Annotated in this window: 10 protein-coding genes; all 10 read left to right on the top strand. The window is 56.3% G+C overall.

What is annotated here, in order from left to right; genetic code table 11:
- Positions 1-7: 7 nt before the first annotated feature.
- The 10 genes from IQ22_RS09030 (at position 8) to iolG (ending at position 13,884) form a co-directional block, all read left to right on the top strand.
- Positions 8-979, top strand: a complete 972-nt coding sequence (locus IQ22_RS09030) for a sensor domain-containing diguanylate cyclase (RefSeq protein ID WP_145140888.1) — start codon at positions 8-10, stop codon at positions 977-979.
- Between the two features lie 196 nt (positions 980-1,175).
- Positions 1,176-2,522 (top strand): OprD family porin, encoded by a 1,347-nt coding sequence (locus IQ22_RS09025; RefSeq protein ID WP_145140886.1) that lies wholly within the window; start codon positions 1,176-1,178, stop codon positions 2,520-2,522.
- 371 nt (positions 2,523-2,893) lie between these two features.
- Complete coding sequence (locus tag IQ22_RS09020) at positions 2,894-4,837, top strand: bifunctional 5-dehydro-2-deoxygluconokinase/5-dehydro-2-deoxyphosphogluconate aldolase (RefSeq protein WP_145140884.1); 1,944 nt, start codon at positions 2,894-2,896, stop codon at positions 4,835-4,837.
- Between the two features lie 52 nt (positions 4,838-4,889).
- Complete coding sequence (gene iolE, locus IQ22_RS09015; protein ID WP_145140882.1) at positions 4,890-5,801, top strand: myo-inosose-2 dehydratase; 912 nt, start codon at positions 4,890-4,892, stop codon at positions 5,799-5,801.
- An 11-nt stretch (positions 5,802-5,812) separates the two neighbouring features.
- Entirely contained in the window at positions 5,813-6,622 is an 810-nt protein-coding gene (gene iolB, locus IQ22_RS09010) for a 5-deoxy-glucuronate isomerase (RefSeq protein WP_145140880.1), read from the top strand.
- 140 nt (positions 6,623-6,762) lie between these two features.
- Entirely contained in the window at positions 6,763-8,229 is a 1,467-nt protein-coding gene (locus IQ22_RS09005) for a sugar porter family MFS transporter (RefSeq protein WP_145140878.1), read from the top strand.
- An 82-nt stretch (positions 8,230-8,311) separates the two neighbouring features.
- Positions 8,312-9,814 (top strand): CoA-acylating methylmalonate-semialdehyde dehydrogenase, encoded by a 1,503-nt coding sequence (locus IQ22_RS09000; RefSeq protein WP_145140876.1) that lies wholly within the window; start codon positions 8,312-8,314, stop codon positions 9,812-9,814.
- Positions 9,815-9,902: 88 nt separating this feature from the next.
- Positions 9,903-10,745 carry a TIM barrel protein gene (locus IQ22_RS08995; protein ID WP_145140874.1) on the top strand — a complete coding sequence of 281 codons (843 nt, stop codon included), beginning with the start codon at positions 9,903-9,905 and terminating at the stop codon, positions 10,743-10,745.
- 93 nt (positions 10,746-10,838) lie between these two features.
- On the top strand, positions 10,839-12,776 hold the full coding sequence (iolD, locus tag IQ22_RS08990) for a 3D-(3,5/4)-trihydroxycyclohexane-1,2-dione acylhydrolase (decyclizing) (RefSeq protein WP_145140872.1): 1,938 nt from the start codon (positions 10,839-10,841) through the stop codon (positions 12,774-12,776).
- A 97-nt stretch (positions 12,777-12,873) separates the two neighbouring features.
- The gene (iolG, locus tag IQ22_RS08985; protein ID WP_145140870.1) at positions 12,874-13,884 is read left to right on the top strand and encodes a bifunctional inositol 2-dehydrogenase/D-chiro-inositol 1-dehydrogenase; all 1,011 of its coding nucleotides are present in this window, start codon (positions 12,874-12,876) and stop codon (positions 13,882-13,884) included.
- Positions 13,885-13,920 lie beyond the last annotated feature (36 nt).

Below are 13,920 nucleotides of genomic sequence, written 5' to 3'. Positions count from 1 at the left end.
CGACCTTATGGACGAACAGCTGACAGGTCCGCTTTCTGCGGATGAAACAATGCTCGCGTTACTGCATTCGCGTGCTGAGGCTGAGCGTCTGCGTGATCGTGAGCGTCTTTTCAGCGCTCTGCTCGAGAGCGTTAATGCCGTGTTATGGGCACTCGATTGGCAAACGCGTGAAATTGTCTATGTCAGCCCTGCCTACGAACAGATTTTCGGCCGCCCGATGGCCTTCGCCTTATCGAGTTATGACGATTGGCTCAACAACATCTATCCAGATGATCTCCAGTATGCTCAGGACAGTTTGAACCAGGTCCTGCAGCAGGGAGCCATGGAGTCTCGTGAGTACCGGATTATTCGAGGGGACGGCGAGGTACGCTGGCTAAGTGACAAGTGCTTTGTCAGCCAGCGCACCGAAGCAGGAATGCCGTTACTTATTGTCGGTATGGCTGAAGACATCACGGATAAGAAGCGCATGGAGGAGGAGCTTCAGCGGTTAGCCACAACAGATGTGCTGACTCGCAGCAGCAACCGACGCCATTTCTTCGAGAGCGCTCAGCGTGCCTTCGAATTTGCCAAAGCCAGCGGCGAGTCATTGGCGTTTCTGTTAATGGATATCGACGACTTCAAAAAGATCAACGACCGCTTCGGTCACCAGATGGGCGATCTCGTGCTCCAGCGTGTCGCCGAATGCGGGGCCCAGGCTACCCGGCGAGGCGACCTGTTTGGTCGGATCGGGGGTGAGGAGTTCGCCTTGCTGCTACCAGGCTGTGATCTTGAATTGGCCGAACAAATCGGTGGCCGCCTGCAACGGGCGGTGCGCCAACTGATGGTGCCGACTACCGATGGTCCCCTGCGCGTTACCATTAGTCAGGGACTTGCGATTCTCCACGAGAGCGATACTGGGCTTGATGCCCTTTACGCCCGTGCAGATGAGGCCATGTACAAGGCCAAGCGGCAGGGCAAGGATCAAATCGTCCAAGGCTAGACGAAATCCCTTTTTACATTTATGTTGCGCGCCGCAGGGACGATTCGGTTAGCACGCTTTTTATTGCTTGAGTAACGACAATGGGGATTGTTGTCTCTCGTTGATAAGGTCTTCCTACTCCTCTTTGCGCATATTTCGCTCTAACCCGCGGGTTAGGGCGATAGCAACATAAAAAGTTCTGGAGCATTTTCTTTTCATGGTTAAGAAGCCTTTGGCCCTGGCAATCGCCAGTGCATGTTTGAGTCTGTCCGTTTTTTCATCTGTTCATGCGGCAGGCTTTATTGAGGACAGCAAGGCGACGCTGTCGCTGCGCAACTTCTACATCAATACCGACAACCGCAATGGCGCAAACAACCCCTCCAAGTACGAGGAGTGGGGCCAGGGCTTCATGCTTAACTATCAGTCCGGCTTTACCGAAGGCACCGTAGGTGTTGGCGTTGATGCGCTGGGTATGGTGGGTGTTCGTTTGGATGGCGGTAGCCGCCAGGGTAAGAGTTCAGCTGAGCGCCAGCCGAGCGCTAGTGGCAGCTTCCCCCGTGAAACCGATGGCAGCTATGTAGATAATTTTAGCACCTTGGGCCTGACGGCCAAGGCTCGCATTGCCAAGACCGAACTGCGTTACGGTACGCTGATTCCCAAACTGCCGGTTGTGACCTATAACGATGGTCGCCTGTTGCCGCAAACGTTTGAGGGCGGTCAGATCACGTCCAAGGACATCGATCAGCTGACCCTAACGGCTGGCCAGATCGAGCACGTCAAGGCGCGTGGTTCGAGCAACAACGAAGAGCTTTCCATCGCAGGCTCCAATAGTGGTTCTACTGCACGTGACAGCAATCAGTTCCGTTTCGCGGGAGCAGATTACGCCGTGACCAAGGACCTGACCCTGCAGTACTACTTCGGTCAGTTGGAAAACTTCTACGACCAGCACTTCCTGGGCCTGGGCCATAGCATCAAGCTGGGCGATGGTACGTTCAAGACCGACCTGCGCTATTTCAATAGCCAGGGTAGCGGTAATAACAAGAGTTCCGATGATACGGGTCTTTACGCTTCTACAGGCTATTACAGTAACGGCCGTACCAGTGGTGAAGTGGACAACCGTCTATACAGCGCCCTGTTTTCCTATGCGATCTACGGTCATACCGTCGCAGCAGGCTATCAGATCACCAATGGTGACAGCGACTTCCCCTTCCTGAACCAGGGCGACGGTTCCTCCGCGTACATCAATACCGACTCGCAGATCGCCAAGTTCACTCGTGCCGACGAAGACACCTGGCAGGTTCGTTATGCTTATGACTTCGCAACCGTGGGTGTGCCCGGCTTGACCGCAGGCGTGACCTACCTGAGCGGCGACAATGCGGCAAGCTCTACTGGCGACAAGAGCGAGTGGGAGCGTGATATCTCCGTAGCGTATGTTGTGCCTGATGGTACGTTCAAAGGCGTAGGCCTGACCTGGAAAAACGCCATGTATCGCTCGCAGTTTGATGGGCAACGTGATCAGGATGAAAACCGTCTGATCGTGAGCTACTCGATTCCGCTGCTATAAGCGTTACGTGAATAAAAAACCCGCCTGCCCAGGCGGGTTTTTTTATGCCTGGAAATTAGCTTGCATTACGTCAGCAGCCGGACCGGTTTTTTAGCTGCTCAAAAAAACGGTTCCTTTCAGCCTCAGGAGCTGTCGCTCTGCTTTTTACCCCCTCTGGTTATAGGCTGCTAGTTGAGTTTCAGGGGCCGCTGAAGTGTTTTTGTGATGCCTTGAGAACAGGCCTTTGCAGATGGTATGGAAATTTAATTCCAAAATAATAAGAATGGAAAAAATGTTTGATTAATTTGTGAGGACGTTTTAGTCTGGGCTTCAACCTGTTCAGCACCTGGCGTGCTTGAGACCGTAGGCCGATAAAAACAATAGGAGCCACCATGGGCGACACAACCTTTGCCAATGGACGTCAGCTGGATGTTATTTGTCTTGGGCGCCTCGGCGTCGATCTGTATGCACAACAGATCGGTGCACGGCTCGAAGATGTCAGCAGTTTTGCCAAGTACCTGGGCGGCTCGTCCGCCAACATCGCCTTCGGCACTGCGCGCCTGGGGTTGAAGTCCGCCATGCTGACCCGTGTTGGTGACGATCACATGGGGCGCTTCCTGGTGGAATCCCTAAACAAGGAAGGCTGCGATACACGTGCTATCAAAGTCGATCCCGAGCGGCTGACTGCCATGGTCCTCCTGGGGATCAAGGATCGTGAAACCTTTCCTTTGGTGTTTTATCGCGAAAACTGCGCCGACATGGCGTTGCGCGAAGAAGACATCGACGAAGCCTTTATTGCATCCAGCAAGGCATTGCTCATCACCGGCACGCACTTCTCAACTGAGGGCATGTACAAGGCAAGCAGCCGGGCGCTGGACTATGCCGAGAAGCACAACGTAAAGCGTGTACTGGACATCGACTATCGTCCGGTACTTTGGGGTCTTACCGGTAAAGCCGATGGTGAGACCCGTTTTATTGCCAACGCGGAAGTAAGTGCTCACGTACAGCGCATACTGCCGCGTTTCGATCTGGTCGTCGGGACTGAAGAGGAATTCATGATTGCCGGCGGTTCGGATGATCTGCTCATGGCGCTGCGCAAAGTACGCGAAGTGACTGCTGCCACCTTGGTGGTCAAGCTAGGGGCGCAGGGATGCACGGTGATACATGGGGCTATTCCCGAGCGCCTGGAGGATGGCGAAATCCATCAAGGCATCCGCGTTGAGGTGCTCAACGTGTTGGGCGCGGGTGACGCCTTTATGTCTGGCTTCCTGCGTGGATGGCTCACCGGCGGCGACGACGCTCGCTGCTGTCAGTTGGCTAATGCCTGTGGGGGGCTAGTGGTCGCACGCCATGCCTGTGCGCCAGCCATGCCGACCCTGGCAGAGCTCGATTATTTTTTTAATAGCCCGACACCGATCACCCGGCCGGATCTTGATCCCGTACTGAACCGCCTGCATCGGGTAAGCGTGCCGCGCAAAATGTGGAATCCCCTGTATATCTTTGCGTTTGACCATCGTGGTCAATTGGTGGAACTGGCGCAGCAGGCTGGCCGTGATCTCAAGGCTATCCCTGAACTCAAGCAACTGTTCATCAAGGCCATTGAACGCGTTGAAAGCGACCTTAAAGCAAAAGCCATTCAGGGTGATGTAGGGCTCCTGGCCGATGAGCGGTTTGGCCAGGATGCATTGAATACTGCAACCGGCCGTGGTTGGTGGATCGCTCGTCCTGTAGAGCTGCAAGGCTCTCGTCCATTGGCATTCGAGCCTGGTCGCTCCATTGGCAGCAATCTGATCAAGTGGCCACAGGAACAGATTATCAAGTGCCTGGTGCAATTCCACCCGGATGACGAGTCTATGCTCCGTCTGGAGCAGGAAGCGCAACTCAAAGGATTGTATGAAGCTGCCCAGGCCAGCGGCCATGAGCTCTTGTTGGAAGTCATCCCGCCAAAAAGTCACCCGTGTGAGCAGCCGGATGTGCTTTATCGTGCAATCAAACGTTTATACAACATCGGTATTTATCCTAACTGGTGGAAGATCGAATCCCAGCCAGAAGACGTCTGGGAAAAGCTCGATGCCCTGATTACCGAGCGCGACCCTTATTGCCACGGGGTGGTACTGCTGGGCCTGAATGCACCCGCCGCCGACTTGGCCGACGGCTTCCGCCAGGCCAGCGCCAGCAAGACGTGCCGGGGCTTTGCCGTTGGCCGGACGATCTTCCAGGAGCCGAGCCGTGCCTGGCTTGCTGGTGAAATCGATGACGAGACGTTGATTAACCGGGTGCAATCCACGTTTGAGTTCTTGATCAAGTCCTGGCGGGAGGCGCGCCGACTGGACTAAGACGTCTCTGATCCTTTGCTCAACCCGACAACAACAATTAGGTGCGGCTGATATGACGAATTCACCGGTCAAGATCGGAATCAACCCGATCTCATGGAGCAATGACGACCTGCCCTCACTAGGTGGCGAAACACCGCTGAGCACGGCGCTGAGCGAGGGTAAGGAGATCGGTTACCAGGGTTTCGAGCTTAACGGCAAGTTTCCCAAAACACCTGAGGGTGTTCGTGACGTACTGGGTGAATATGGCCTGGAGCTGGTCTCTGGCTGGTACTCAAGCGTTATGGCCCATCGCAGTGCGGAAGAAGAAGTCGAGGCGATTGCTGGGCATTGTCGGCTACTGGCTGAAAACGGCGCCAAGGTATTGGTGTATGGCGAGGTGGCCGGCTCTATTCAGGGTAAGCGTGTCCCGCTGGTGGAGCGTCCTCGTTTCCATAGCGACGAGCAGTGGAAGGTATATGGCGACAAGCTCACTCAACTGGCTCGTTTTACCCAATCCCAAGGGGTGCGCCTGGCCTATCACCATCACATGGGCGCTTATGTGGAGTCGCCTGACGATATCGATCGGTTGATGGAAGTGACGGGCGAGGAGGTTGGTCTGCTGTTCGATTCCGGCCATTGCTATATGGGGGGTGGTGATCCTCTAAGTGTTCTGAAGAAGCATGTGGAGCGTGTCTGCCATGCGCACTTCAAGGATGTTCGCAAGAACGTCGTGCAACTGGCTCGCAATAATCAATGGAGTTTCCCGGATTGCATCGTCAATGGCACGTTTACGGTGCCAGGTGATGGCGACATCGATTTCGCCCAGCTGCTCGACACCCTGTACGCCGCCAACTACCGCGGCTGGCTGGTTGTCGAGGCGGAGCAGGATCCGGCTGTGGCTCCCAGCTATCTCTACGCCAGGAAAGGGTACGAAACGCTGCAGGCGCTGGTTTCTCGCGCCAATGCCCGACTCACCCTTTATTAAGAGGAGGTTATATGGATTTGCTCGTTAAAGGCTCTGCCGATAGCCGCACGCTTGTCCAGGTACCTGATGATGCACTCGAATACGTGGGCTTTGCGGCCTACAGGCTCAACGAGGGTGATGAGCTGCCTGTTAATGGTCAGGACAAGGAAGTGTGTATTGTTCTGTTAAGCGGTAAGGCAACCATTACAGCGAACCATGCCCAGAAAGGCTCCTTTGCCTGGGAAAATATTGGTGATCGCCAAAGCGTATTCGAGGATAAGTCACCGTATGCCGCTTACCTGCCGCCCGCTACAGAGGCACGGGTAATCGCCCATGGAAAGGCGGAAGTGGCTGTGTGCCTGGCGCCTGGAAATCCCGATGAGACACTGCCGCCCCGGTTGATCGAGCCGGCGACGATGAAGCGTTCAACCCGAGGCAAGGACGCCAACACCCGCTACGTGTGCGACATCCTGCCGGATACGGCCGAGGCGCACTCGCTGCTGGTGGTGGAGGTGATTACTCCGTCCGGCCACTCTTCCAGCTATCCGCCCCACAAGCACGACACGGATGACCTGCCGGCGCAGAGCTTTCTGGAGGAGTCCTATTACCACCGGTTGAATCCAAGTCAGGGGTTTGTCTTCCAGCGGGTCTATACCGACGATCGCAGCATTGACCAGGCCATGGCAGTAGAGAACAACGATGTGGTTCTCGTACCCAAGGGCTACCACCCTGTCTGTGTGCCCTGGGGATATACCTCTTATTACCTGAACGTCATGGCGGGACCCAAGCGTATATGGAAATTCCATAACGACCCGGCCCATGAGTGGCTGTTGCAGAGCTAGCTGTTATTACCATGACGCTCCCGCTGTATGGGCGGGAGTACCAAGAGCCGCGCTTTAAGGAGAGTGCACGAGCCGAATCAGAAGCGACTTCGCAGTAGCTGACTTCTGGAAACCCAACAACAAAAACCAGAGCGAGCGATATGACGATAAGTAAAACAACTGAGACGCATCGCCACGACATTGGCTATGTATTAAGAATCTGCGCAGTGGCTGCCCTGGGAGGCATCCTGTTCGGCTATGACACGGCGGTCATCTCTGGTGCCGTTGACTCACTGCGGGAGTACTTTTCTCTGTCGCCGGCTGAGACAGGTTGGGCTGTCTCCAATGTCGTTATTGGCTGTGTAATCGGTGCCTTGAGCGCAGGCTGGATAGCCGGTCGTCTGGGGCGTAAGAAGGCCCTTGTTCTAGCAGCCGCTCTCTTCACCATCTCGGCTATTGGAGCTGCTGTTGTCGACAGCTTTGTCTGGTTTGTTATCTACCGCATCATCGGTGGTCTCGCGGTCGGGCTGGCATCTACCGTATCGCCCATGTACATGTCGGAAGTCTCACCCAAGGGTATGCGTGGCCGGGCGCTGGGTATGCAGTCCATTGCTATCGTAGGCGGGCAGGTAGTGGTGTTCATCGTGAATTACCTGATTGCCAAAGGTGTAACCGAGGCGTGGCTGGTCGAGTACGGCTGGCGCTGGATGATCGGCTCGGAAGTCGTACCCTGTATCCTGTTCTGCATCATGGTCTTCATGATTCCCGAGTCGCCGCGCTGGCAGGTTATGGTCGGGCAGGACGAAAAGGCTCTGCGCACACTGACGCGTATTTCCAATGCTGAGCACGCGGGTCGTCTGCTCAAGGAAATTAAGGATTCGCTTCAACAGAACCTGCAGGCATGCCCGCAGAAATTGGAGCTGCGCAAATCCGGCTTGGGGCTGATCCTGTTCGTAGGGTGCATGCTGGCTATGCTGCAGCAAGTTACGGGCGTAAACGTCATGATGTATTACGCTCCGATGGTGCTTAAAGGCGTTACAGCCAGTACTGAGTCGGCTTTGTTCCAAACGATTTGGATCGGTGTCATGCAGTGGGTGGGCACCCTTGCCGGGGTCTGGCTGATTGATCGCGTTGGCCGTGTTCCGCTGATGCGTTACGGCACTATTGGCGCCATTGCTGGCCTGCTCACTACCTCGTACTCCATGTACACCTACCAGAGCGGCTACCTCACGCTGTTCGGCATGCTGCTTTTTATGCTGACGTATGCCATGTCCTGGGGCGTAGGAACATGGGTGCTGATTTCCGAAATCTTCCCCAATCGCCTGCGGTCATTGGGAATGAGCGTTGCCGTGTGCTGTATGTGGATCGCTAATTTCCTCGTGACCCAGACGTTCCCGATGATCAATGAGCATCCGTACCTCATGGATACGTTCAATGGTGCCTTCCCAATGTGGCTATTCGCGGGGTGCTGCGTGTTCTGTTACTGGTTTGTCAGCCGCTTCGTGCCAGAAACCAGCGGTATATCTCTGGAGAGGATGGAAGGGGTCATGCTTGCCAAGATCCGCCGTCAACCCATGCCCGTTGCTATTAAAGGGCATAGCCAGGTGCTGTCATCCAAGCCTGTTTGATTTGTCCGGATCAGCGCGGTCTGGCTGATCCAACTGTGTGATTAGTTGCGCCGTGCTTCGAGCGGCCCCAAAGGAGTTCGACATGAGTCAAGAAACAATCATCGGCCATTACATCAATGGTCAGGTTCAGGAAGCGGGCACCGAGCGCTATAGCGATGTGTTCAATCCAGCATTGGGTGAAGTAAAGGCGCGTGTGGCACTGGCTACAACGAAAACGGTAGGCGAGGCCGTTGCGGCGGCCAAGGCGGCGTTCCCGGTCTGGTCTGAACAGTCGGCCCTGCGCCGTTCGCGCATCCTGTTCAAGTTCAAGGAGTTGCTCGACAAGCATCATAAGGAGCTGGCGCAGATCATCACCACGGAACACGGCAAGGTCTTGTCGGATGCCATGGGTGAAGTGACGCGTGGTATCGAGATTGTCGAATTTGCCTGTGGTGCGCCTCATCTGATGAAGACGGCGTTTACCGACAACATCGGCGGCGGCATCGACAACTACAACATGCGTCAGGCGCTGGGTGTTTGCGCAGGCATCACGCCGTTCAACTTCCCGGTCATGGTGCCGCTGTGGATGATTCCAATGGCGTTGGCTACCGGTAACACCTTTGTACTCAAGCCTTCCGAGCGTGATCCTTCAGCCAGCCTGCTCATGGCCGATCTGCTCAAGCAGGCCGGTCTGCCTGATGGCGTATTCAATGTGGTGCAAGGTGACAAGGAAGCGGTAGATGCGCTGCTGCAGCATCCAGATGTCGAAGCCATCTCCTTTGTGGGCTCCACGCCCATCGCCGAATACATCTACCAGGAAGGTACCCGTCGCGGTAAGCGCGTTCAGGCCCTGGGCGGCGCGAAGAACCACATGATTGTTATGCCGGATGCCGATCTTGATCAGGCGGCAGACGCTTTGATCGGCGCTGGCTACGGCTCCGCTGGTGAGCGCTGCATGGCCATTTCCATTGCCGTAGCCGTGGGCGACGTAGGCGACAAGCTGATCGAAAAACTTTTGCCTCGCATCGACAACCTACGTGTGCGTAACGGCATGGAAGGCGATGCCGATATGGGCCCGCTGGTAACTGCCCAGCACAAGGCCAAGGTTGAAGGTTATATCACCAAGGGTATGGAGGAAGGTGCCAAGCTGATTGTGGATGGCCGCAATTTCAAGGTGCCGGGCTCCGAGAAGGGCTTCTTTGTAGGCGCGACCCTGTTCGATCAGGTCAAGCCTGAAATGACTATTTACAAGGAGGAGATCTTTGGCCCCGTACTGGGCATCGTTCGCGTGCCGGACTTCGCTTCGGCGGTAGAGCTGATTAATGCCCATGAATTTGGCAACGGGGTGTCCTGCTTTACCACGGACGGGGGAGTGGCTCGTGCGTTTGCCCGTTCCATCCAGGTCGGCATGGTAGGGATTAACGTGCCGATTCCAGTTCCCATGGCCTGGCATTCCTTTGGCGGCTGGAAGCGTTCCCTGTTTGGCGACCACCACGCTTATGGTGAAGAAGGCATTCGTTTCTATACCCGTTACAAGAGCGTTATGCAGCGCTGGCCCGACAGCATCGCCAAAGGTGCCGAGTTCAGCATGCCGACAGCTAAATGATTGGACGCTGGCTTGAGAGGTGGACGAGCAGCCGCCTCGACAGTCGGCTTACCACACTGCGTTTATCAAAATTACGGAGAACAACACGATGAGCCAGCCTCTACGCTTTGCCTTGAACCGCATGGTTGCCCCCCGCCTGCCCTTGGAAGATTTCATTTCTCTGGCTGTGACTTTGAATGCCGATGCCATTGAGATCCGTAACGACCTCAAGGGTGTAGAGATAGAGGACGGCACGCCTGCTTTGCGTGTACGCCAGTTGTGCCAGGAGAAGGGCATTCGTGTGCTGTCGATCAATGCACTGTACCCGTTCGATGTATGGAACGATGAGCGCCGTGCCCAGACTCTCAAGCTGGCTGCCTATGCCCGTGATTGCGGTGCCGAGGGGCTGGTGATGTGCCCGCTGAATGACCGTAACGATCCACGCAGCGATGCCGAGCGCGCCCGTGACCTGCGTACTGCACTGACCGAGCTGGCACCTATCCTACGTGAGCACGGCATTCTGGGTTTTGTCGAGCCGCTGGGCTTCGAAGAATGCTCACTGCGTCGCAAGCGCGATGCGGTGGATGCCATTAACGCTGTAGGCGGGCGCGATGTGTTCCGCCTGGTGCATGACACCTTTCACCATCACCTGGCGGGCGAGCAGGAATTCTTCCCGGAGATGACTGGTTTGGTGCACATCTCTGGCGTGGAAGATAGCGCGCTGCCACTGAATGCCATCCGTGACGGCCACCGTGTGCTGGTGGGCGAGGCGGATATCCTGGGTAACGCACCGCAAATCCAGCAACTGCTCAGGCTGGGGTATGCAGGCCACCTATCCTTCGAACCCTTTGCCGAGGATGTACATGCCCTGGCAGATATCCAGCCAGCGCTGGTGGCCAGTATGCAGCACCTGAAGGCGCAGGTAGGCGCGTCGGAAGGCCAAGCTGCCTAAGGCTCTACATATCAAAACAAGGCAAGGAGGCAGGGCAGGGCGGTAAGTGCCGCTCTGTACTCGACCCCAGGCGTGAAATTGAAGGGTGATTGCATGAGTACAAAACGACTGACCATGGCCCAGGCGCTGGTGAAGTTTCTCGACAACCAGTACGTAAGCGTCGATGGGGTTGAAACCAAATTCGTCAAAGGCATCTTTACTATCTTTGGTCACGGCAATGTGCTGGGCCTTGGACAGGCGCTGGAGCAGGACCCAGGCGAGCTGATCGTGCATCAGGGCCGTAATGAGCAGGGCATGGTTCATGCGGCGGTCGGTTACGCCAAGCAAAAACTGCGTCGCCAGATCTATGCCTGTACGTCGTCAGTCGGACCGGGTGCTGCCAACATGATTACGGCAGCCGCCACGGCAACCGCTAACCGGATTCCCGTCCTGCTGTTGCCGGGTGATGTGTATGCCAGCCGCCAGCCTGATCCGGTATTGCAGCAAATCGAGCAATCCTATGATTTGAGCATCAGCACCAATGATGCCTTTAGGGCTGTGAGCAAGTATTGGGATCGGATCACCCGTCCCGAACAGCTGATGACTGCCGCCATCAATGCCATGCGTGTGCTGACTGACCCGGCCGAGACGGGGGCGGTCACCCTGGCCTTGCCGCAGGATGTACAGGGCGAGGCGTACGATTACCCTGATTACTTCTTTCAGAAACGTGTCCACCGCATCGACCGCCGTCCGGCCACCGAGGCCATGCTGGAAGACGCCGTGGCGCTGCTCAAGGGCAAGCGCAAGCCGCTGCTTATCTGCGGTGGCGGAGTGAAGTACTCCGGTGCGGCTGATGCCCTCCAGCGTTTCGCCGAACGCTTCGAGATTCCTTTTGCCGAGACCCAGGCAGGCAAGAGCGCTATCGTCTCGGCCCACGAGCTGAACGTAGGTGGCATTGGCGAAACCGGTTGCCTGGCAGCAAATATGCTGGCCAAGGAAGCCGATCTGGTCATTGGTGTAGGCACCCGCTATACGGATTTCACCACCTCGTCCAAGTGGATCTTCCAGAATCCAGACGTCCAGTTCATCAACCTCAATGCCAGTGCCTTTGATGCCTACAAGCTCGACGCCGTACAGGTCGTGGCTGACGCAAAGGTAGGTTTGGAGGCACTAGGCGAGGCATTGGGCCGCACCGGTTATAAAGCGCAGTGGAGCGACGCACCGCAGCAGGCTCGTGCCAGGCTTAAGGATGAGGTAGACCGGGTCTACAGTGTCGAATATGCCACTGAGGGCTTTGTGCCGGAGATCGATGATCACCTGCCACGTGCCGTACTGGAAGAGTTTGTCGAGCTGACCGGTTCCAGCCTTACCCAGAGCCGCGTGCTGGGCGCACTGAACGAAACCCTGGCCAACGACGACATCATTGTCGCGGCCGCCGGAAGCCTGCCGGGAGATCTGCAACGTGCCTGGCGCAGCAAGGGTACCAATACCTATCACCTGGAGTATGGCTACTCCTGCATGGGCTATGAAGTCAACGCGGCTCTGGGCGTGAAGATGGCCGAGCCCGAGCGCGAGGTCTATGCCCTGGTAGGCGATGGCTCCTACATGATGCTGCACTCCGAACTGGCCACCTCCATTCAGGAGCGCCAGAAGATCAACGTGATCCTCCTGGACAACATGACCTTTGGTTGTATCAACAACCTGCAGATGGAACACGGTATGGACAGCTTTGGCACCGAGTTCCGCTATCGCAATCCGGAAACCGGCAAGCTGGACGGTGGCTTCGTACCAGTGGACTTCGCCATGAGCGCCGCCGCCTATGGCTGCAAAACCTATCGCGTGAAGACGCTGGACGAACTTCATGCCGCGCTGGAAGACGCGCGTCGGCAGACCGTCTCTACGCTAATCGATATCAAGGTTCTGCCCAAGACCATGATTCATAAGTATCTCTCCTGGTGGCGTGTCGGGGGTGCTGAAGTTTCCACCAGCGAGAAAACTCAAGCGGTGTCACGCATGCTCAAGGAGAACACCGCCAAGGCCCGACAGTACTGATTTGTGAATACGGTGATGGGTGGAGCGCAGCGATACCCGTTACCGCCCGGCATTACCCCAACGTTTTTCGGACAAAAATTCCAAACGGAGAATGACCATGACACTGCGTATCGGCGTAATCGGAACAGGGACTATCGGACAGGATCACATTCGCCGGTGCAGTCACGCACTGGTGGGCAGCACCGTCGTGGCGGTCAACGACATCAATCAGGAGCAGGCGGCCAAGGTTGTCCAGCAGCAGGGCATCGAGGCCGAGGTCTATGCCCGCGGTCATGATCTGATCAAGGCACCGGAAGTGGATGCCATCCTGGTGACCTCCTGGGGGCCCAGCCACGAAGAGTTCGTGCTGTCGGCCATTGCCGCCGGCAAGCCGGTTTTCTGCGAAAAGCCGTTGGCCGTCACGGCGGAGGGATGCAGGAAAATCGTCGAAGCTGAAATGGCGCATGGCAAGCGCTTGGTTCAGGTCGGCTTTATGCGTCCATACGACCAGGGCTATCGCGCACTCAAGGCAGTCATTGACAGCGACAAGATCGGTGAGCCGCTGATGATCCATGCGGCTCACCGCAACCCGACGGTAGGGGAGTCCTACACCACCGAAATGGCTATCGTTGACACGCTGATCCACGAGATCAATGTGTTCAGCTGGCTGCTGGACGACCAGTACGTTTCGGCCCAGGTTATCTATCCCCGCAAGACATCCCAGGCCTTCGCCCATTTGAAGGATCCACAAATCGTATTGCTGGAAACTGCCAAGGGCACCCGTATTGACGTAGAGGTTTTCGTCAACTGCCAGTACGGCTATGACATCCAATGCGAGGTTGTCGGCGAGCGTGGCATCGCCAAACTGCCGGAGCCTTCCTCTGTGCAGATGCGCAGCGGCGCCAAGCTTTCCACTGAAATCCTCATGGATTGGAAGCAGCGCTTCATCGATGCCTACGACGTAGAACTGCAAGCCTTTATCGACGGTATCAAGGCCGACAAGATCACCGGACCTTCATCATGGGATGGCTACACGGCCGCCGTGACAGCCGATGCCTGCGTTGCCGCCCAGCGCAGCGGCGCCATCGAGCCGATCCGCCTGCCGCAGCGTCCTGCGTTCTACGAATAATCTCTCGCCATTAATAAGAAACAGGCCTCTCTCTAG

Origin of the sequence: Pseudomonas duriflava, from assembly GCF_007830155.1 — a bacterium.
GTDB classification, from domain to species: domain Bacteria; phylum Pseudomonadota; class Gammaproteobacteria; order Pseudomonadales; family Pseudomonadaceae; genus Chryseomonas; species Chryseomonas duriflava.
Note: the sequence above shows the minus strand (reverse complement) of the source record. Positions and strands in the feature narration are given on the sequence as shown.

Coding starts and splice junctions, on each gene's coding strand:
- IQ22_RS09030 (WP_145140888.1), top strand. CDS start 8: ATGGACGAACAGCTGACAGGTCCGCTTTCTGCGGATGAAACAATGCTC.
- IQ22_RS09025 (WP_145140886.1), top strand. CDS start 1,176: ATGGTTAAGAAGCCTTTGGCCCTGGCAATCGCCAGTGCATGTTTGAGT.
- IQ22_RS09020 (WP_145140884.1), top strand. CDS start 2,894: ATGGGCGACACAACCTTTGCCAATGGACGTCAGCTGGATGTTATTTGT.
- iolE (WP_145140882.1), top strand. CDS start 4,890: ATGACGAATTCACCGGTCAAGATCGGAATCAACCCGATCTCATGGAGC.
- iolB (WP_145140880.1), top strand. CDS start 5,813: ATGGATTTGCTCGTTAAAGGCTCTGCCGATAGCCGCACGCTTGTCCAG.
- IQ22_RS09005 (WP_145140878.1), top strand. CDS start 6,763: ATGACGATAAGTAAAACAACTGAGACGCATCGCCACGACATTGGCTAT.
- IQ22_RS09000 (WP_145140876.1), top strand. CDS start 8,312: ATGAGTCAAGAAACAATCATCGGCCATTACATCAATGGTCAGGTTCAG.
- IQ22_RS08995 (WP_145140874.1), top strand. CDS start 9,903: ATGAGCCAGCCTCTACGCTTTGCCTTGAACCGCATGGTTGCCCCCCGC.
- iolD (WP_145140872.1), top strand. CDS start 10,839: ATGAGTACAAAACGACTGACCATGGCCCAGGCGCTGGTGAAGTTTCTC.
- iolG (WP_145140870.1), top strand. CDS start 12,874: ATGACACTGCGTATCGGCGTAATCGGAACAGGGACTATCGGACAGGAT.